This is a genomic window from Variovorax sp. H27-G14, from assembly GCF_046156345.1.
Taxonomy (GTDB): Bacteria; Pseudomonadota; Gammaproteobacteria; order Burkholderiales; family Burkholderiaceae_C; genus Variovorax.
This window is the reverse complement of record NZ_JAYLVN010000018.1, coordinates 1-19,782: the sequence shown is the minus strand read 5'-3', so window position 1 is coordinate 19,782 and position 19,782 is coordinate 1. Positions and strand designations below refer to the sequence as shown.

At 68.5% G+C, this 19,782-nt stretch carries 17 protein-coding genes; 9 read left to right on the top strand and 8 right to left on the bottom strand.

The genetic code is table 11. The features are described from left to right. Positions 1-24 precede the first annotated feature (24 nt). The 3 genes from VLK31_RS28755 to VLK31_RS28745 form a co-directional block, all read right to left on the bottom strand. Positions 25-891: a ChaN family lipoprotein gene (locus tag VLK31_RS28755; protein WP_409171895.1), complete on the bottom strand. Its 867-nt coding sequence runs from the start codon at positions 889-891 to the stop codon at positions 25-27. Positions 892-1,044: 153 nt separating this feature from the next. Next, positions 1,045-1,323 carry a DUF3567 domain-containing protein gene (locus VLK31_RS28750; RefSeq protein WP_409172000.1) on the bottom strand — a complete coding sequence of 93 codons (279 nt, stop codon included), beginning with the start codon at positions 1,321-1,323 and terminating at the stop codon, positions 1,045-1,047. Positions 1,324-1,459: 136 nt separating this feature from the next. Then, positions 1,460-2,656 carry a DUF3108 domain-containing protein gene (locus VLK31_RS28745; RefSeq protein ID WP_409171894.1) on the bottom strand — a complete coding sequence of 399 codons (1,197 nt, stop codon included), beginning with the start codon at positions 2,654-2,656 and terminating at the stop codon, positions 1,460-1,462. Positions 2,657-2,815: 159 nt separating this feature from the next. On the opposite strand from VLK31_RS28745, the gene VLK31_RS28740 reads away from it, so the two are divergent. Next, the gene (locus VLK31_RS28740; protein ID WP_409171893.1) at positions 2,816-3,886 is read left to right on the top strand and encodes a fumarylacetoacetate hydrolase family protein; all 1,071 of its coding nucleotides are present in this window, start codon (positions 2,816-2,818) and stop codon (positions 3,884-3,886) included. 137 nt (positions 3,887-4,023) lie between these two features. Next, positions 4,024-4,785: a M48 family metalloprotease gene (locus VLK31_RS28735; RefSeq protein ID WP_409171892.1), complete on the top strand. Its 762-nt coding sequence runs from the start codon at positions 4,024-4,026 to the stop codon at positions 4,783-4,785. 47 nt (positions 4,786-4,832) lie between these two features. On the opposite strand, the gene VLK31_RS28730 is transcribed toward VLK31_RS28735, so the two are convergent. After that, entirely contained in the window at positions 4,833-5,615 is a 783-nt protein-coding gene (locus VLK31_RS28730; protein ID WP_409171891.1) for a response regulator transcription factor, read from the bottom strand. 98 nt (positions 5,616-5,713) lie between these two features. Between VLK31_RS28730 and VLK31_RS28725 the strand changes: the two genes are divergently transcribed. Genes VLK31_RS28725 through VLK31_RS28715 form a run of 3 tightly spaced genes read left to right on the top strand, consistent with a single transcriptional unit; the run spans position 5,714 to position 8,709 of the window. Then, positions 5,714-7,483, top strand: coding sequence for an FAD-dependent monooxygenase (locus tag VLK31_RS28725; protein ID WP_409171890.1), 1,770 nt, complete (start codon positions 5,714-5,716; stop codon positions 7,481-7,483). After that, positions 7,480-7,695, top strand: coding sequence for a hypothetical protein (locus VLK31_RS28720; RefSeq protein WP_409171889.1), 216 nt, complete (start codon positions 7,480-7,482; stop codon positions 7,693-7,695). The genes VLK31_RS28725 and VLK31_RS28720 overlap by 4 nt, the downstream gene beginning before the upstream one ends. A gap of 39 nt (positions 7,696-7,734) precedes the next feature. Beyond that, on the top strand, positions 7,735-8,709 hold the full coding sequence (locus tag VLK31_RS28715) for a Bug family tripartite tricarboxylate transporter substrate binding protein (protein WP_409171888.1): 975 nt from the start codon (positions 7,735-7,737) through the stop codon (positions 8,707-8,709). Between the two features lie 23 nt (positions 8,710-8,732). Here the strand turns inward: VLK31_RS28715 and VLK31_RS28710 are convergent, their stop codons facing one another. Continuing rightward, positions 8,733-9,893 carry a hypothetical protein gene (locus tag VLK31_RS28710; protein WP_409171887.1) on the bottom strand — a complete coding sequence of 387 codons (1,161 nt, stop codon included), beginning with the start codon at positions 9,891-9,893 and terminating at the stop codon, positions 8,733-8,735. A 62-nt stretch (positions 9,894-9,955) separates the two neighbouring features. After that, the gene (locus VLK31_RS28705) at positions 9,956-10,369 is read right to left on the bottom strand and encodes a VOC family protein (protein WP_409171886.1); all 414 of its coding nucleotides are present in this window, start codon (positions 10,367-10,369) and stop codon (positions 9,956-9,958) included. A gap of 94 nt (positions 10,370-10,463) precedes the next feature. Here VLK31_RS28705 and VLK31_RS28700 point away from each other — a divergent pair, with 94 nt between their 5' ends. The 4 genes from VLK31_RS28700 (at position 10,464) to VLK31_RS28685 (ending at position 15,411) form a co-directional block, all read left to right on the top strand. Continuing rightward, the gene (locus VLK31_RS28700; RefSeq protein ID WP_409171885.1) at positions 10,464-11,690 is read left to right on the top strand and encodes a TraB/GumN family protein; all 1,227 of its coding nucleotides are present in this window, start codon (positions 10,464-10,466) and stop codon (positions 11,688-11,690) included. A gap of 11 nt (positions 11,691-11,701) precedes the next feature. Beyond that, complete coding sequence (locus VLK31_RS28695) at positions 11,702-12,073, top strand: DUF2946 family protein (protein WP_409171884.1); 372 nt, start codon at positions 11,702-11,704, stop codon at positions 12,071-12,073. A gap of 117 nt (positions 12,074-12,190) precedes the next feature. Then, positions 12,191-14,476: a TonB-dependent receptor gene (locus VLK31_RS28690; RefSeq protein WP_409171883.1), complete on the top strand. Its 2,286-nt coding sequence runs from the start codon at positions 12,191-12,193 to the stop codon at positions 14,474-14,476. A gap of 32 nt (positions 14,477-14,508) precedes the next feature. Further along, on the top strand, positions 14,509-15,411 hold the full coding sequence (locus VLK31_RS28685) for a copper chaperone PCu(A)C (RefSeq protein ID WP_409171882.1): 903 nt from the start codon (positions 14,509-14,511) through the stop codon (positions 15,409-15,411). Between the two features lie 6 nt (positions 15,412-15,417). Here the strand turns inward: VLK31_RS28685 and VLK31_RS28680 are convergent, their stop codons facing one another. Then, positions 15,418-17,193 carry a phospholipase D family protein gene (locus tag VLK31_RS28680; RefSeq protein WP_409171881.1) on the bottom strand — a complete coding sequence of 592 codons (1,776 nt, stop codon included), beginning with the start codon at positions 17,191-17,193 and terminating at the stop codon, positions 15,418-15,420. A 146-nt stretch (positions 17,194-17,339) separates the two neighbouring features. Beyond that, a complete protein-coding gene (locus tag VLK31_RS28675; RefSeq protein ID WP_409171880.1) occupies positions 17,340-19,241 on the bottom strand; it encodes an ATP-binding cassette domain-containing protein in 1,902 nt (633 codons plus the stop codon). Positions 19,242-19,782: the final 541 nt, after the last annotated feature.

Sequence of the window (19,782 nt, the reverse complement as noted above, 5' to 3'; positions counted from 1 at the left end):
GGGCCCGCGGCTTTTTTCATGGCGTCAGGCCTTGGGCGGCGGCGGCCTGGGCTGGGACTGGCGCTTGAACTCGGCGCAGTAGTCTTTCTCGGGCAGCGGTGGCGTGTGCCAGGTCTTGTCGTAGTCGCCGGCCACTGCTGCGGCCGTGACGGGTGCGGCCATGAGGCGCACGGTGGCGACCTTGATGTCGTCGGGCAGGTGCTGCGGCACGCCCAGCGTGCGCACCACGTGGCCTGCGCCGGCAATCAGCAGCACCGTCTGGCCGGGCCGGCGCGCCTTGACGATGGCCTGCGCCATCGCGCGGTCGCGGCCCACCTGAATGCGGGTCATCGGCAGGATCTGCGACTCGGGCAGCATCCCGCAGTGGCCTTCGCGCACGGCCTCCTGCTGCGCGGTGTAGGCCGCGCCGTTGAGTTGCGCGTCGAGCGACACATCGGCCATGGCGTCCTTCATGCGGGCGCGCGGCAGATTGGCGCCGACCACCGGCACGCCGGCGCGCACGGCGGCCATCACGGCGGGGCCGTAGTCGCTCCAGGGCCAGGCCTTGTCGTTCCAGTCGAGGGCGGTGCGCACCTGCGCTTCGGTGGCGGTGGGCGCGACGTGGGCGGTGCCGCGGCCTTCCTCGGCCATTTCGAGCGCCAGCGCCGCGAGCTGGCCGCGCGCGACCAGCGCCTCGACGGCTTCGCGCTCGATCGCATGGTGCTCCGGCGCATCGTGCTGTTCGCCGAGCAGCACGGCGTCGACCGGCTGCAGCGCCGCCATGCGTTTGGCGATGGGGGCATCGGGTGCATCGGCCCCGGGCGACCAGGCGGCGCAGCCCGCGAACGCGGTGGCGGCGAGCACGGGAAACAGGAAGCGGGAGGCCCGCAGGGGCCAGGGTGGGAGCAGCATCGCGTCATCGTATGCGCCCCGCGTGCCTGCGGCGTGCCGTCCATTGGCGCTTTTCACTGTGCGTGTGGTCCCGCTTTGTGAGGCGGATTGCCACAGCCGCTGCATGAAAAAAGCGCCCCTCGGGGCGCTCGTTGCAGGCGGAAGGCTGAAAGCTCAGTGCACCAGCACCGGCGTGTGGGCCAACTCGGCATAGCCTTCGAGCGTGTCTTCCACTTCTTCCTGGGTGGGGGTGTTGAGCTGCCAGGCGGCGATTTGCTGCTGGAACAGTTCGGCCCACGAACCGTCGAGGTAGACCTCCTTGCCCGATCGCTTGTCCACGATCTCGAAGCCGTGGCGTTCCAGCACAGGCACGTTGGGCGTCGCCTGCTCGTCGCCTTCATGGGGCTGCACGTGCACGACGACGAAAGACTCCGAGTCATAAAGCATGTTCATGGCGGGCCCTGTGAGGATGTCGATGGCGTTCATTGAGCTTAGATAGCAATCAACGCGCCAGTTTCAAGTCTGGTTGGCTTTTTGTAAAACAAACGAATTACTTTTTGCCTTTTGCGCGGTTGGTGTGACTTTCTGCTCAATTGGCGGGCCCGCTGGGCAGCGCTTTGCGCAATTGAGCGTCAGCGAAGTCCCCGTTGGGTTCGGTCTGCTTGATGCGCACCGGCAGGTAGCCGTAGGCCGGCGCGAGCCAGAGTTCGAGTTTTCTGTCGAATTCCTTGCGTGGCGTGCGGGTGAGCTTGCGCGCGACGTACTCGCCGGCCGGCAGGCTCACTTTTTCCTCGTCGCCGACCACGAAGACCCACACATCGGCATCGCGCGTGCCCACGGTCTGCACCGAGATCCGGGTGCCGGCCGGGTAGCGCTGCGGGCTGGCCGCCAGCAAGCCGCCGAGCTGCATCATCACGCTCATGCGGTCCTGCGCACCGGGCAGCAGCGGCACGGGCGGGGCGTTGTTGCTGAACACCACCTGCGCCTGGTCGCGCACAAAATGCGACGCCACTTCGGACTTGCGGCTCTCTGAGTAGCGCTCGGGCTCCAGGCCGGAGGGGCCGATGCGCCCGGTGCTGTGCCAGTTGAGCAGAGTGAAGAACACCGCCTTGAGCGTGAGCCGCCCGTCGTAGCGGGTGCCGTCCTGCAGCCACACCAGTTCGCCGAACACGCCTCGCTGAGGTGAGGCGCCAATCTGGCCGGTGGCCTCGAAATCGAGCGTCACGGAGCCGGGAATCTGCAGGGCCTCGGTGCCCACGATGGTGCCCGAGGCTTCGCCGCCACCCGCCGCGGCCCCGCTGCCGGTGCCGCCGGTGGCAGACGATGCGGATGCGCCCGCCGGTGCGCTGGCCGCGGCTTCGGGCTGCGGCGCGGCTGTGTCGGGTGTGGCCTGCGCCACTGTTTCGGGCGCGTCCGGGGGCGGCGTGGTGGACGCCTCCGGCTCCGGCGCGACGGCGGCCGGGGTGGGCGCTGGTGTCGGCTTGGGCCGGGGCGGTGTCGGCGCGCGCGGGCGCCGGGGCTTGGGCGGCGCGGCCGGTCTGGCCTCCGCCGGTGCGGCCGCGGCAGGCGCCGGGGCCTTTTCGGACGCCGGCGGCGCGATCACGATGGTGCGCGTGATGAACTTGCTCGCCAGCGGCGAGGGCTCCGGCCCCATGGCCGTCGGTGCCAGCCCCAGCACCAGCAGGTGGACCAGCACCACCAGCAAGGTCAAGCCGATCAGCGCCCGCCACGAGGGGCGCCCCGGCAGGCCGGCGTGCAGCAAAGGAGGGGCGACGGGCGTCGGCATCGGTGTGTGGAGTGGGGCGCCGGTGCGGAGGTTCACCAAGACCACCTCGGTACACTGCCGCCCGTTCGACCAGTTTAAGTGGGAGCGGCGCGCGGCCTCTTGTCCACGCCGTGTCTTCCCGCACCACACCCCGCCACGCCACCCCGCACGCACCGCATCATGAAACTCGCCACCCTGAAGGACGGCTCGCGCGACGGCCAGCTCGTCGTTGTCTCGCGCGACCTCACGCTCGCCCACTACGCCACCGGCATCGCCAGCCGGCTGCAGCAGGTGCTGGACGACTGGGGCTTCATGAGCCCGCAGCTGCAGGACCTGTATGACGCCCTCAACAACGGCCGCACGCGCCACGCCTTCCCCTTCGACCCCGCGATGTGCATGGCCCCGCTGCCGCGCGCCTACCAGTGGGCCGACGGCTCGGCCTACCTGAACCACGTGGAGCTGGTGCGCAAGGCCCGCAACGCCGAGGTGCCCGAGAGCTTCTACCAAGACCCGCTGATGTACCAGGGCGGCAGCGACGACTTTCTCGGCCCGACCGACGACGTCGTGGTGCCCAGCGAAGCGATGGGCATCGACTTCGAGGCCGAGATCGCGGTGGTCACCGGCGACGTGCGCATGGGCGCCTCGCCCGAGCAGGCGCTGGAGGGCATCCGCCTGGTGATGCTGGCCAACGACGTGAGCCTGCGCAACCTGATTCCGGCCGAGCTGGCCAAGGGCTTCGGCTTCTTCCAGAGCAAGCCCGCCACCGCCTTCAGCCCCGTGGCGGTGACGCTCGACGAACTGGGTGAGGCCTGGCAGCAGGGCCGTGTGCACCTGGCGCTGCACAGCAGCTGGAACGGCCGCAAGGTCGGCATGTGCGACGCGGGCCCGGAAATGACCTTTCACTTCGGCCAGCTCATCGCCCACATCGCCAAGACGCGCAACGTGCGCGCCGGCAGCATCGTGGGCAGCGGCACCGTGAGCAACAAGGGCGTGGAGAAAAACGGCCAGATGGACTGGCCCAAGGGCTACTCGTGCATTGCCGAGAAGCGCTGCATCGAGACCATCCAGACCGGCCAGCCCGTCACCGAGTTCATGAAGTTCGGGGACACGATTCGCATCGAGATGAAGGGGGTCGACGGGCGCTCGCTGTTCGGGGCGATCGATCAGGAGATCGTGTCGACGAGCGGGCGGGCGAAGGAGGCGGCGGGGGCGTTGGGGAAGCCTCAGTCCGAGGAAGCCTCCAGGGATTGAGGGGCGTTGCGGGCGCCCCGTTTTGTCATCGCTATGATCCGGCCGCTGCCCTGACGCGTCTATGGCGCGTCGGGCGGCGCGTCCGGCGGCTGCGCTCCGCGGCCGCCATTCATACCAAGAAAAAACGGGAGTTTCCTATGCGCTATTTGCCTATTGCCGCCGCCGTGGCGGCCTTCGCCCTTGTGGGCTGCGAAACCATGAAGAACGCCGACACCGGCGCTCTCACGCAAGCGGGCGGCTCGGCCTTCAAGGCCATGTCGCTCAGCGACGCCGAGGTCAGCACCATGTCCGACCAGTCGTGCGCCGCCATGGACCAGAAGAACCAGATTGCGCCGGCCGGCAGCAGCTACGCCACGCGCCTGACCCAGGTCGTCAAGCAGATGCCCACCTCCGTGAACGGCAAGACGGCCAACTACAAGGTCTACATGACCAAGGACGTGAATGCCTGGGCCATGGCCAACGGTTGCATTCGCGTCTACAGCGGCCTGATGGACCTGATGAACGACGACGAGCTGCGCGGCGTGATCGGCCACGAGATCGGCCATGTGGCGCTGGGCCATTCCAAGTCGCGCATGCAGACCGCCTACGCCGCCTCGGCCGTGCGCGGACTGGCCGGCGCCGCAGGCGGGGTCGCGGCCCAGCTGTCGCAGTCGCAGGCCGGCGACCTGGGCGAGAAGTTCGTCAAGGCGCAGTTCTCGCAAGCGAACGAAAGCGCGGCCGACAACTATTCGTTCGACCTGCTCACCGAGCGCAAGCTCGAACGCAAGGGGCTGGTCAGCGCCTTCGACAAGCTGGCCAAGCTCAGCGGCGGCGCGACCGGCAGCTCGATCATGAGTTCGCACCCGCCGTCGGCGGAGCGCTCGGCGCGCATGCAAAAGCGCCTGGACGCCGCCAAGTAAGCAGGCGCACTGAGCGTCAGCGATTGCACTGAGCGCCAGCGCGCGAACTAAGCGTCGGCCGGCGCGCGCAGCAGCAGCTCTTTCTGTGAACGGATGCCGAGCCTGCGAAAGGCTCGGTACTGGTGCGTGCGCACGGTGGTCAGCTCGACACCAAGCTCGCGCGCCGCCTGTTTGGCGGTCTTGCCCGCCATCAGGTGACCGATGACCTCGCGCTCGCGCAGGCTCAGCGTCATCAGCCGCGAAGCCAGCGCCGGCTCGACGGCTTCACGCACCGCCACCGCGCTGCGCCCGTGCGCGGCGGTGGCATCGGCCAGCAGCGTGGCATGCGCCTCGATGCACGCGAAATCCTCCGTGCCGAACTCGGGTTGCGCCAGGCTCCGGTAAAAGCTCACCGCCACGCGCTGCCCTGTCGGCAGCAGCAACAAGACCGACGCGCGTTCGCGGATGCCCACGTCCCCATAGCAGGCCGCGCGGTAGGCGAGGTCGGCCACTTCTTCGGCGCGCTGGTGGCCCAGCCACAGCTGTGAGCGGCTCGGCAGCTTGCGCGCCGCGAGCCAGGCCATGTTGGGGTCGAGCAGGTCGAAGCGCTGCGCCACGTAGCGCTCCGACGTGCGCTCGGCTGTGCTGCCGTAGCTGCTCGCGGCCGACACCGCCTCGATGCGCCCCGCCGCGCTCACCGCGAACACGGTGCAGAACGTGACCGGCATCAGGCGCTGCATCGCCTTCAGGTAGCTGGTCGCCAGGTGCGCGGTGCCCACGCCCGACAGCACGTCGCCGACCACGGCGGCGGCCAGCGCGGTGTCGGTGGGATGGATGCGCCAGCGTCTCATGCGAGTCAACAAAAGAGGAAAAGGAAAGAAGCCAAGGGTAAGTACCTCGTACGAAGTTATGACATTGCGGCGGCCCGCGCATCGGGACAATCCCGTCGATGACGAACCCTTCCGCCGCCGCCCCCGGCGATGCCGCCAGCGGCCCCGTGCCGCCGCCAGCCAGTGCCACCGAGTTGCCGCCCTCCGTGGGCGCCTTTCACTACGCGCGCTACAAGCCCTGGACGCCGCCGCTGGAGCAGGGCGGAGGTATGGACGTGGGCACGGAGCCCGGCCGCCACCCGGTGGTGATCGCGGGCGGCGGGCCGGTCGGCATGGCGCTGGCGCTGGGGCTTGCCAACCACGGCGTGCGCTGCGTCATCCTGGAGGCTGACGACACGGTGTGCGCCGGCAGCCGTGCGGCCTGCATCTCGCGGCGCAGCCTGGAGATCATGGAACGCCTGGGCGTGCTGAAGAACTTCATGGCCAAGGGCCTGCCCTGGAGCGTGGGCCGCAGCTACTACAAGACGGCCGAGGTGTTCCGCTTCGAGATGCCGACCGACGCGCAGCAAAAGCTGCCGCCCATGATCAACCTCGAGCAGTACTACGCCGAGCACTACCTGCTGGAAGAAATCTTCCGCCGCAACGAGGCCACGCCGGGCCTGATCGACATCCGCTGGGGCACCGAGCTCACGGCGCTCACGCAGGACGACGACGGCGTGACGCTCGACGTGCGCAACGCCCACGGCGCCTACCGGCTGCATGGCCAGTGGCTCGCGGCCTGCGACGGCGGCCAGAGCTTCGTGCGCAAGGCGCTGGGGCTCGCGCTGGAAGGCACGGGCTACGAAGGCCGCTACGTGATCATCGACATCGAGCTGCACAGCGGCCACCCGACCGAGCGCCGCGCCTGGTTCGACCCACCGTGGAACCCCGGTTCGACCGTGCTCATGCACCGCCAGCCCGACGACATCTGGCGCATCGACTACCAGCTGCGCCCCGGCCAGAGCACCGAAGAGGCGCTGCAGCCGCCGGCCGTGGCCGAGTTCGTGCAGCGCCACCTGGACGCCATCGGCGAAGGCCACCTGCCGTGGAAGACGGTGTGGACCTCGGTGTACCGCGCGGGCGCGATGACGCTGCAAGACTACCGGCACGGGCGCATCGTTTTCGCGGGCAACGCGGCGCATGCGATGCCGATCTTCGGCGTGCGCGGGCTCAACTCGGGCTTCGACGACGCGGACAACCTGGGCTGGAAGCTGGCGCTGGTGGCGCGCGGCGTGTCCGGCGCGGCACTGCTCGATGCGTACTCGCAGGAGCGCATTGCGGCCTTCCATGTGAACGCCGAGAACGCGATGCGCAGCACCGAGTTCATGTCGCCGCCGTCGCGCGGCTTCGATCTGCTGCGCGAGGCGGCGCTGTCGCTGTCGGAAAAGCACCGCGGCATTGCGCAGCTCATCAACCCGCGCCAGACGCAGGCCGTGCGCTATGCCGATTCGCCGCTGTCGAGCGAGGGCGACATGCTGCCGGCGGGCCCGCTGCCCGGCGAGGTGATGCCCGAGCAGGCGCTGGCGCAAGGCCACCTCACCGACTGGATCGCGCCCGCCTTCACGCTGCTGGTGCTGCAGACCGACCCGGCCACGCTGCCGGCCGCCGACATCGCGCTGGCGCAGCAGGGCGCGCTGCCGTTCGTGGTGCGCAGCATCGCGAGCCCTGATACCGAAGGCGCCAACGCGCATGCATCGCCCGCCGTGTTCGAAGCGCTCGGTGCCCAAAACGGCGCGGTGTATCTGCTGCGCCCCGACGGCCACGTGGCCGCGCGCTGGCACCGTTTGCCGGCGGGCGCCTTGCAACCGGCACTGGCCCGCGCGGCCGCCGCCCTGGAGACACCCGCATGACGACCCCCACGCCCCTGCACCCCGACGCCCGCGACCGCCTCTACGCCGAGTGCGCGCGCGCCATCACCGAGGCGGGCACCGAGCGCGAATCGCTGTTCCTCGCGCGGCTGGCGCTGCTGCTGTTCGAGCAGGTCGGCGACGAGGCGCGCTGCCGCGCCGCGCTGGCCGACGCACTGCACGCGCTGCCCGTACCATCACTGTCCGCTGTGTAAAACAAGCTTCTCAATCAACAAGCAACTGGAGACTGATCCATGGATCGCCGCACCCTTCTCGCCACGCTCGCCTCCGGCGCCGCCGTGGCCGCCTCGCCCTTCGCCCATGCGCAGGACTATCCCGCGCAGCTCATCAAGTGGGTGGTGCCATACCCCGCAGGTGGCGGCACCGACGTGATTGCGCGCGTGCTGGCCGAATCGATGCGCCAGACGCTGGGCCAGCAGATCGTGGTGGACAACCGCCCGGGCGCCTCCACCAACATTGGCGCCGACATCGTCGCCAAGGCCAAGCCCGACGGCTACACCATTCTGTCGGCCGACAACGCCGTGCTGGCCTTCAACGAGCACCTGTTCAGCAAGCTGCCGTTCAGCCCCGAGAAAGACTTCACCTACATCGGCGCGATCGGCAAGTTCCCCTTGGCGCTGGTGGTGCACCCCGACTTTCCGGCCAAGACCTTCAAGGAGTTTTTGGCCTACGTGAAGGCCAACCCCGGCAAGGTGAACTACGCGTCGCCCGGCAACGGCTCGCCGCACCACCTGGCCATGGAAATGTTCAAGGTGCGCACCGGCACTTTCATCACCCACATTCCGTACCGCGGCGCGGCGCCGGCCATGGCCGACGTGATGGGCGGGCAAGTGCCCTGCATGTTCCTGGACCTGGCCTCGGGCCTGTCGATCATGCAGGCCAACAAGGTGCGCGTGCTGGCCATCGGCTCGGGCGCGCGCAGCAAGCTGCTGCCCAACGTGCCCACGCTGGCCGAAGTGGGCGTGCCCAACACCGAGGTGTTCGCGTTCCAGGGCATCCTGGGCCCGGCCGGCCTGTCGCCCGCGGTGGTGAGCAAGCTCAACGGCGACCTCAACAAGGCCTTTGGCACGCCCACCGTGCAGAAGCGCTTCGAAGACTTCGGCATGGAAGCGATGCCCGGCACGCCGGCGCAGTTCGCGGCGCTGTCGCGCGCGGAATCTATGCGCTGGGGCCCGATCATCAAGCAGGCCGGCATCAAGCTGGACTGACCCCGGGCAAGGAGGCGTTTTCTCTACCGGGAAAACGCCTTGCGCGAGCCGTCTTCGAAGACTTCGTCGTCGCGCTGCAACTCGCCGTTGTCGTCCCACGCGCGCTCGCGCGTGACGCGGCCCTTGGCGTCGAAGGTCGACTCGGCCAGCAGCGCGCCCTTCTCGCTGAAGCGCTGGTGCGTGCCCAGCGGAATTTGCCGGCCGCGGCTCAGCACCTGGTAGCGGCCCTGTGCGGCGCGCTCGCCGCTGTCGTAGAACTCGGTGACCTCCACCGTGCGGGCGTCGCCGTTGCCGCTGTAGACCGACTTGCTGCTCGGCTGGCCGTTCAGAAAATAGCTGTCGTCCCCAATGGGCTCGCCCGTGCTGTTCCAGCGCTGGTCGCGCACCAGCGTGCCTTTTTCCGAGAAGGCCTGCTCGCGCACGCGCACGCTGGCGCGCTCGGCCAGCAGGTACACGGTTTCGCGGCGCTTCACGCCTTCTGACGAATAGTTCTGCTCGGTGCGCTGGTTGCCCACGGTTTCGTCGAGCACGGCGGTCTTGCCGTTGTCGTAGAAGCTTTGCGAGCGCATGCGCTTGCCCGACACATAAGACAGCCGCGAGCGCAAATTTCCGCCGGCGTCGAACAGGTCGACCTGCGACGGGCCGACGCCCGTGAAGCCGCACAGCTTGGCGTCGTCGGCCACCGGCGCCAGCGTGGGTGCGTCGGCGCAGCGCAATGCCGACAGCTGCCCGCGCTCGGTGAATTCGACCGACGCCCGCTCGCTGCCGCTGCCCGTGTCGGGGTAGAAGATGGCGCGGCGCAGCTTGCCGTCGGGGTAGAAGCTGCGCACCAGGCCGCGTTCCTGGCCGTCGTCATAGACCGCTTCGCGCAACACCCGGCCCGTGGGCGAGAACTCGCGTGCACGGCCCTGAATGTTGCCCTTGGCGTTGACGCTGTACTCCTTGGACAGCCGGCCTTTGTCGTAGCTGCGCACCAGGCCCATCGACACGCCGTTCTGCACCTGCTCCTCGCGCAGCGTCTCGCCGCTTGCGCGGTCCTTGCAGCGCAGCAGGCCGGTCTTGCCCGCCGTGGTGGCGCCGTTGGCGGGGTTCACGTCGCGGCCGTTGAGTTCGCAGTCCTGCTGGGCGTGCGCGGCGGCACACAGCAGCGGCACCAGCACCAGCACCGCCAGGCCGGTGCGCAACAGGCGCCGCGCCGTCCCCGAGGCAGCAGCGGGTCTGCGGGGGGTGGCGTGGCGCGGGTTCGTCACTTGTCGTAAAGCGTGTCGAGGGAACGGAAACCCTTCACCTCGATCGGATTGCCGAACGGGTCGCAGAAGAACATCGTCCATTGCTCGCCGGGCTGGCCTTCGAAGCGCACATGCGGCTTCAGCACGAACTCGGTGCCGGCGGCCTCCAGGCGCGCGGCCAGCGCCTGCCAGTCGGGCAGGGCGAGCGCCAGGCCGAAGTGCGGCATGGGCACCATTGCGTCGCCCACGCGGCCGGTGCGGGTGGTGGCGAAGGGTTCGCCCAAATGAAGAGAAATCTGGTGGCCGAAAAAGTCGAAATCGACCCAGGTGTCGGTGCTGCGGCCTTCGGCGCAACCGAGGACATCGCCGTAGAAACGGCGGGCACCGTCGAGGTCACGAACGTGAAAGGCAAGGTGAAAGATGCTCTGCATGGTTTCGGATTATGGGCAGCGGTGCTGTGAGAATGCCGGACTTTCTTTCATCGTGGAGCAAGCCTTGCGGATACTCCGAGTCCTCGTCGCGAAGATGCGCGACATCGATTTTTCGGCGCCCCTGCGCCTCGTGCAACGCATGCCGCGCCAGCTTCTGGCGGGCGCGTGCTGCGTCTTTACATTCACCGCGGCCCATGCCGCCTGCCCGCCTTCGGCCATCGCGAGCCTGGAAAAGCCCGGCACCGCGCCGCGCAACGGCGTCGACCGCGGCATGCTCTGGCGCATCGAGCGCGACGGGCGTACCTCGTGGCTCTACGGCACCATCCACGTGGGCCGGGGCGACTGGGTGCGGCCCGGCCCGACCATCCAGAAGGCGCTGGCCCAGAGCGACACCCTGGCGCTGGAGATCGACTCGCGCGACGAGGCCACCGTGCGCGCCATGGCCCGCCCGGCCGACCCCGAGGCGGTGGCCCGCGTGCTCAGCGGCGAGCGCGCCCGGCGGCTGGCGCGCCAGAACAGCGAGGCCTGCGTGCCGCCCGGCGCGTTGTCGACGCTGCCGCCCATCCTGCAGGTCACGGCGCTGGCCGGCCTGGTGGCGCGCGGCGACGGGCTGTACCCCGAGTTCGGGGTGGACGAAACCCTGGCGGTGTCCGCCCGCAACAGCAACAAGCCGATCGTTGCGCTCGAAAGCGCGGAGGCCCAGCTGAAGGTGCTCACCGGCGAGTCCGAAGCCGAGGAGGGCGAGCAGATCGACGCCGCGCTCGACGAGCTGGAGTCGGGCAAGCTGCGCGGCCAGTTGAAGGAGCTGGCCGATGTGTGGGCGCGCAGCGACGCCACCAAGCTCGGCCGCTACGCCGACTGGTGCGATTGCCTGAACACCCCGGCCGAGCAGCGGCTCATGAAGCGCCTGCTGGACGACCGCAACCCGAACCTGGCCGATGGCATCGAGCGCCTGCACGCCGGCGGCAAGGGCGTGTTCGCGGCGGTGGGGGCGCTGCACATGATCGGCGCGCAAGGGCTGCCCACGCTGATGGCCGCGCGCGGCTTCAGCGTGACGCCGGTGCTGGTCGACGCGCAGGCGCAGACAGTGGCGCCCATGGCGGCGCTGGGTGCGCCGTCGCCGTCGCCCCGGGCCGCCGCGCGCGGCGGCAAGGCAGTGAAGGGTCAGCGCGGGCAGAAGGGCGCGCCGGCGGCAGCGGCCAAGGGCAAGCAAGGCAAGGCGGCACCCGCTGCAAAGGGCGGCAAAGCCAGCGCCAAGGCACCAGCTAAGGCCACATCCAAGGCCGCGGCCCCTGCCGCCAAGGCCAAAGTGCGCAGATAATCGCGCCCGCCATGCACGCGCTGCGCCACACCCACCGCCTCGTCGGCCTCATCGGCCGCTGGGTGCTGCTGTGGTTCGTGCTGTCGCTGGGCGTGGCGGTGGCCTCGCCGCTGGTGCATCCGCAGGCGATGGAGCTGGTGTGCTCCAGCGTCGGCTCTATCAAGGTGGTGGTCCACACCGAGGACGGCGCGCAGGAGCTGGGCGCCTCCCACATGGACTGCCCGCTGTGCGTGCTGACCGGCGCCCCGCCGCCGGCCATGGCGGTGCCCGCTTTCGATCTTCCCTTGCCGCTGGGCCGCGTGGTCCAGTCGATTCCCGCCGCGCGCCTGGCCGCGGCCACCGCCGCGCCGCTGCCGGCGCGCGGGCCTCCCGCTTTCTCCTGACGCTCTCAAAACCATAGCTGCATACGCACGACCGACGTGCGCGTGCGGCTTTCCTGGCTCGAAGTTTCGTGGAGAAGGTTCCCTGTGAAAAAGCATTCCCGTGCCTTGGCAATTGCCATGGCCTTTCCTTTCGGCGCGCCCGCGCTGGCGCAGTCGGCAAGCACCGCCGACGCCCCTGAAGCCACCAGCCGCGCGCTTGGCACCGTCACCGTGAGCGGCGGTCGCCCGACCTCGCTGCCCGCGCAGATTCCCACCACCATCGAAGGCGTGACGCACGAGCAGATCGTGGAAACCGTCAACGCCACCGACAGCGAGGACGCGCTCAAGTACCTGCCCAGCCTGGTGGTGCGCAAGCGCTACATCGGCGACTTCAACCACGCCGTGCTGGCCACGCGCGCCTCGGGAACGGGCAACAGCGCGCGCTCGATGGTGTTTGCCGACGGCATCATGCTGTCGAGCCCGCTGGGCAACGGCGCCACCTACGCGCCGCGCTGGGGCATGGTGTCGCCCGAAGAAATCGAGCGGGTCGATGTGCTGTACGGGCCGTTTTCGGCCGTGTACCCCGGCAACTCGGTGGGCGCGGTGGTCGACTACGTCACGCGCATGCCCACGCAGCTGGAGGCGCACGTCAAGCTCAGTGGTTTCGTGTCGAACTTCGACCTGTACAACAGCCATTCCTCGCCGGCCGGCCAGCAGCTCGACCTGTCGCTGGGCAGCCGCAGCGGCGACTGGTCGTGGTGGCTCAGCGCCTCGCGCACCCACAGCAAGGGGCAGGCGCTGGTGTTCGGCAACCGGCTGGTGAGCGCGGGCACGCTCGGCAACGCCGGCACGCCGGTGACCGGCGCGGTGCTCGGGCTGAACCCGTCGAACCAGCCGTGGTGGCTGGTGGGCGGCTCCACCATCTACGACACCACGCAGGAGCAGGCCAAGCTCAAGGTGGCCTACGACTTTTCGCCCACCGTGCGCGCCACCTACACGCTGGGCGCCTGGAACAACACCACGCACGGCAGCGTGGACACCTACCTGCGCGATGCCTTCGGCCGGCCGGTGTACGGCGGCCGGGTGAACATTGCCGGGCGCACCTACAACCTCGATGCGCCCAGCGCCGCGCTCGCGCCCACCGAGACCGCGCTCACCCACTACATGCACGGCCTTTCGGTGAAGAGCCACACCGGCGGCGTGTTCGACTGGGAGGTGGCGGCCAGCCTGTTCGACTACGCGAGCGACACCTCGCGCACGCCGACCACGCCGCTGCCCGGTGCCTTCAACGGCGGCCCGGGGCGCACCACCGACATGGGCGGCTCCGGCTGGAACACCTTCAAGGCGGCCGGCACCTGGCGGCCCACCGGCTCGGCCGAGGGCGTGGGCGCGCACGTGGTCGACTTCGGCTTTCAGCAGGACACCGCGCACCTGCGCACCAATGTCGGCAACACGCTCGACTGGCTTGGCGGATCGCCCGTTTCGCCGTTTTCGGCCTTCAACGGCAACACCCGGCTGCAGTCGCTCTATGTGCAGGACACCTGGCGTTTCGCGAAAGACTGGAAGACCACGCTCGGCCTGCGCCACGAGCGCTGGGAGGCCTACGGCGGGCAGCTCGGCAACGCCAGCACGCTGCTCGGCTTCACGCCGCGCAAGAACAGCTACGACTCGCCCAAGGCCGCCATCGCCTGGCAGGCCACCTCCGACTGGCTGCTGAAGGCCTCGACCGGGCGCGCGGTGCGCATGCCGACCGTGAGCGAGCTGTACCAGGGTTCGATCAACGGCAACCAGATCGTTGCGACCGACCCCAACCTGCGCCCCGAGCGCTCGTGGACCACCGAGCTCAGCGCCGAGCGCGACCTGAAGGGCTGGGGGCTCGACGGCGTGCTGCGCACCACCTTGTTCTTCGAGAACACCAAGGACGCGCTGTACAGCCAGGCCCTGAACAACCTGGTGAACACGGTGCAGAACGTCGACGCCATCCGCACGCGCGGGCTCGAGGTGGCGCTGAACGCGGTCGACGTGGGCGTGCAGGGCTTCGACCTGAGCGGCAGCCTCACGCTGACCCGATCGAAGATCACCGCCAACAGCGGCTTCCCGGCCAGCGTGGGCCACGACCAGCCGCGCGTGCCCAAGGTGCGCGCCACGCTGCTGGCCACCTACAGGCCCGACGCCAGGTGGAGCTACACCGTCGGTGCGCGCTACAGCGGCAAGCAGTACGGCACGCTCGACAACAGCGACCCCAACGGCGCCACCTACATGGGCTTTTCGAAGTTCTTCGTGGTCGACGCGCGCATCCGCTACCGGATCGACCGGCAATGGAGCGCGTCCTTCGGCATCGACAACCTGAACAACAACAAGTACTGGGCCTTCCACCCGTACCCGCAACGCACCTACGTGGCCGAACTCAAGTTCGACCTTTGACTCCCACACCCCACCTGCAAGGACACAACGACATGACGAACAACTCGATGAATGCGCTCAAGACAATTGCCGCATGCGCAATGCTGACTGGCGTGAGCGCCACCTTTGCGCACGTCACGCTGCCGCCGGGCGGCGCCACCGTGGGCAGCGACTACAACGCCGCCTTCCGCGTCGGCCACGCCTGCGAGGGCGCCAAGGCCACCACCGGGCTGGCGGTGCGGCTGCCCAAAGGCTTCGTGCTGAGCGACGCGCAGGCGCGCAAGGGCTGGAAGCTCGACGTCAGCAAGAGCGGCGACGGCGAGGTGCGCTGGACCGCCGAGACGCCCGGCAACGCGCTGCCCGGCAGCGAGCGCGCCGAGTTCGTGCTGCGCGGCAAGGTGCCCGCGACGCCGGGCACGCTGTGGTTCAAGGTGCTGCAAACCTGCGACACCGGCGCCGCCGACTGGGCCGAGGTGCCCGCCTCAGGCAATTCGACCGCCGGCCTGAAGAGCCCTGCCGCCAAACTGAACGTGGTGGCGCAGGGCGTGGCCACGGTCGATGTGCGTGACGCCTGGGTGCGCCAGTCGGTGCCGGGCCAGAGCGGCACTGGCGCCTTCATGAAGCTGACCGCGCCCACCGGCACCAAGCTGGTCAGCATCTCGACCCCTGCGGCCGGCAACGCCGAAGTGCACGAGATGAAGATGGAAGGCGACGTCATGAAGATGCGCGAACTCCCCGGCGGGCTCGAGCTGCCCGCGGGCCAGACCGTCGAGCTCAAGCCCGGCGGCTATCACGTGATGATGACGGACCTGAAGGGCGCGCTGGCCAAGGGCGCCACAGTGCCGATGACGCTGAAGTTCGAGGACGCCAAGGGCGTGAAGACCGCGCTGGACGTCATGCTGCCGGTCGGCGCGCCCGAAGGCGCCGATGCGGCCGGCGCAGCGCACAAGCACTGAGCTTTTTCAGAGCAGCTCGTCCGGCGCCAGCGGCCCGAACAGCTTGAGCATCAGCCGCAGCGTGGCGCTGGTGTCGGGCTCGGTGGTGGCGTCGGGCAGCTGGCTGTCTTTGGGGGCGCGCCACACCAGCGCGCCATCGACCAGCTCCACATGCCATGAGCGCTCGGCCATGCCGCGCTCTATCTGCGCCGACGCCGCGCGCGACAGCTCCGCGCTGCGGATCAGCAGCGCAATTTCTGTGTTCTGCAGCTGTGAGCGCAGGTCGAGGTTCATGGAGCCGACCACCAGGAGTCGGCCGTCCATCACCAGCACCTTGGAGTGCAGCATGGCGCGCGATGCGCCGGTGAGGCTGCCGCTGCCCGTGCCACCGGCGCGGGCGGCCGACCCGCCACCGCTGCCGCCACCGCTGCTGCCCGTGGAGCCGAACACGCTGCCGAAGCTGGTCTGCTCGCTGCGCAGTTCGTACAGCTCGATGCCCATCTTCAGCAGCGCCTCGCGGTGGCGCGCATAGCCCACGTGCGCCACCGGGGCGTCGTTCGAGGCCAGCGAATTGGTCAGCACCCGAATGCGCACGCCGCGCGCGCGGGCCGCCGAGAAGGCTTGCAGCATGTCCTTGCCGGGCACGAAGTAGGGCGAAATGATGAGCAGGTCGCTGCGCGCCTGGCCGATCATCTGCAGCAGGCCCTCGACCACGGTGTCGCCGTTGGCGGCCAGGTCGGAGGCGGCTTCGAGCGATGCCACACGCGGCGAGGTGCTGGCCTTGTCGTCGGGTTGGCTGACCACCAGGCCGGGCGCCTTGTCGGTGTCGGGGCCGGAGTCGGCGGCGATCTTGCCGGGCTTGTCGGCCAGCATCACGGCGGGCGCCCACACGAAGGTGGCGGTGCGCAGGTCGAGCGCCTTCTCGTCCCAGACGCGGGCGCGCTGCTCGGCGGTGGGAGGGGCGTCTTCGCTTGGTTTGTCGTCGGTGTCGCGGCTGGCCTGCGCGACCAGTTCCTGGTCGGCCTTCTTCGAACGGTCGCGCAGCGCCTGCATCTCTTCGCGCGTGACCAGCGACTGCACCGGGTAGGCGCGCTCGTTGTTCCAGTAGCTGTCGAAGCTGCGCGACAGGTCCTGCACGATGGGCCCGGCCGCCAGCACGTCGACATCGACGAAGTTGCCGGTTGCTGCGTTGCCGAAGTAGGCGTCGCCCAGGTTGCGCCCGCCCGCCACGGCGAGCACGTTGTCCGCCAAAAACAGCTTGTTGTGCATGCGTTGCTGGATGCGCGAGGCGTCGTCGATCGAATTGAACAGCCGGCTGAAGGTGGAGTCGCGCGAGCCGGCGAGCGGGTTGAACAGCCGCATCTCGATGTTGGGAATGAAGGCCAGGCCGAGCACCAGCGCGTCGCGCCCGGTGGTGTGAAAGTCGTCCAGCAGCACGCGCACCCGCACGCCGCGCTCTGCGGCCGTGCGCAGGCCGCGCATCAGGCGCCCGGTGCTGGCGTCGGCGTGAATGGCGTAGTACTGCAGGTCCAGCGTTTTCTGCGCGCCGTCGATCAGCGCGAGCCGGCTGCCGTACGCGGCCTGCGGACCGCCCAGCAGCAAGAAGCCGGATTCGTAGCGCGCCTTGTCGGCCTGGCGCCGCTGCTGCACCAGATCGGCCAGCGCGGTGCCGGTGGCCGGCGCGGCGATGGCGGTGGACACCGGGCGCTCGACGTTCTGCGGCAATTGCGCGCAGGCGCCGAGGATCAGGAGCGCAAAGACCGCGGCGGACCGGCGAAGAAACGGCTGGAAGGAAGAAGACATGCGGCTTTCCCGGGGCGTGGGATGCTTGAAGGGCGAAGCCGCATGTATAGCCTAGTCGGTGCGCGCCGCGCGTCGGACGGGCGGACGACCGGCGCTGGCGTTGCGCTCTGGCGTCGTCGGCCTCGGCCCCGGCGCCAGGCTCGGGGTCAGCGCGTGACGCCCAGTTCTTCCTGGCGCTCCAGCGCGGCGAGCAACTCGTCGTCGATCTTCGCGTGGCGCTCGGCCAGCTCGGTGGCGCGCGAGGCGTCGCTGGCGTAGAGGGCACCGCCGTTGAGCTCGAGCATCTCGGTGATGCGTTTCTGCTCCGCTTCCAGGGCGGCGATCTGGGTGGGCAAAGTCTCCAGTTCGCGCTGCTCCTTATAAGAGAGCTTCTTGCGGGCGCCGGCCGCCTTGGGGGCGGTGCTTGCCGCAGCAGGGGCCGGTGCCGAAGCCGGCGAAGGCGCCGGGGCCGCGGCCTGGCGCTGCTCGGCGATCTCGCGGGCGCGCTTGGACTGAATCAGCCAGTCCTGCACGCTGCCTTCGTACTCGCGCCAGCGGCCGTCGCCCTCGTAGGCGATGGTGCTGGTCACCACGTTGTCCAGGAATGTCCGGTCGTGGCTGACCAGGAACACGGTGCCGTCGTAGTCCTGCAGCAGGCTTTCGAGCAGCTCCAGGGTGTCGATGTCCAGGTCGTTGGTCGGCTCGTCGAGCACCAGCACATTGGCCGGGCGGGCGAACAGGCGGGCCAGCAGCAGCCGGTTGCGTTCGCCGCCGCTGAGCGAGCGCACGGGGGAGTTGGCGCGCGCGGGGGAGAAGAGAAAGTCCGACAGGTAGCTCTTGACGTGCTTTTTCTGGTTGCCGATTTCGATCCACTCGCTGCCGGGGCTGATGAAGTCTTCCAGCGTGGCGTCGAGGTCGAGCTTGTCGCGCATCTGGTCGAAATACGCCACCTGCAGGTTGGTGCCGCGGCGGATCTTGCCGCTGTCGGGTTCGAGCTCGCCCAGAATCAGCTTCAGCAGCGTGGTCTTGCCCGCGCCGTTGGGGCCGAGCAGGCCGACCTTGTCGCCGCGCAGCAGGGTGCCGCTGAAACCACGGATCACGGTTTTCTCGCCGAAGGACTTGGTCGCCTCGGTGAGCTCGGCCACGATCTTGCCGCTGGACTGGCCCGACGCCACGTCCATGTTGACGCTGCCCTGCACCTCGCGGCGCGAGGTGCGGCTGGCGCGCAGCTCCTGCAGGCGGGTGATGCGGCTCTGGCTGCGCGTGCGGCGGGCTTCCACGCCCTTGCGGATCCAGATTTCTTCTTGCGCCAGCAGCTTGTCGGCCTTGGCGCTGATCACGGCCTCCTGGGCGAGCTGCTCTTCCTTCTGAATAAGGTACTGCTCGAAGTTGCCGGGGTAGGAGTGCAGCTTGCCGCGGTCGAGCTCGACGATGCGGGTGGCCACGCGGTTCAAAAAGCTGCGGTCGTGGGTGATGGTGACGATGCTGCCCTTGAAGTCGATCAGCAGCTGTTCGAGCCACTCGATGGAGTCCAGGTCCAGGTGGTTGGTGGGCTCGTCCAGCAGAAGGACGTCAGGCGCGGCCACCAGGGCCTGGGCCAGGGCCACGCGCTTGCGGGTGCCGCCGGAGAGGGCGCCGACGCGGGCATTGCGGTCCAGATGCAGGCGGTGCAGCGTCTCTTCGACGCGCTGTTCCCAGTTCCAGGCGTCGTACGCTTCTATCTGGGACTGCAGGGCGTCCAGGTCCAGGCCGTCCGCACCCGACAGATAGAGGTCGCGAACGGCGATGACAGGACCTAGGCCCTGACTGGCGGCGGTGAAGACATCCGCATCCATGTCGAGCACCGGCTCCTGGGCCACGTAGGCCACGCGCAGGTTCTGCTGGAGCTGGAGGGTGCCGTCGTCTGCTTTTTCCAGGCCCCCGAGTATCTTGAGCATCGAAGACTTGCCGGCGCCATTGCGGCCGATGAGGCCGATGCGTTCCGATTCAAGGAGAGAAAAGTCCGCGTGATCTAGCAGGGGGACGTGACCGAACGCCAGTTGGGCGTCGAGGAGTGTGATGAGTGCCATGTGGTGCGGATTATCGGAGGAGGCACCGTGTGGGGCCTGATGCGCTGGAATGTGCGCATTGGAGTTGAGGGACAACTTGAAGAAGTTATTGCTCAACTTGTCTTGCGAGGCGCAAATCCTGGCATATACTTGCGGGCTCGACTGACACACACTTCAAGGTGTGAATCGCGGTCAGGCTCTCCGGGGTTTGGCAGCGAGTTAGTGGATAAAAAAACTTCCTTCGAAGTTGACGCGGTTTGAAAAAGCAGTGCATAATAGAAGGCTTCGCTGAAACGGATTCAGCGGCTTGCTGCGAAAGTAGCGGGTTGCGGAAGAAGAAGAAAGCGAAAAAAGTTTGACGGTACTTAAAAAACCGTGATAGACTACAAGGCTTCGCTGATCACAGCAAGCAAGCCGAAGCAGACGATGAGTTTGCTTCGGGGTTCGTTAAAAATTTACAGCCGATAAGCGTGGGCGTTTGAAGGTAATTGCGTAAGTTCTTCGGAACAAGTCGCAAGACTTAAAAACGCTCATGAAGATAGAAGTGAAAGTTCACTTTAAT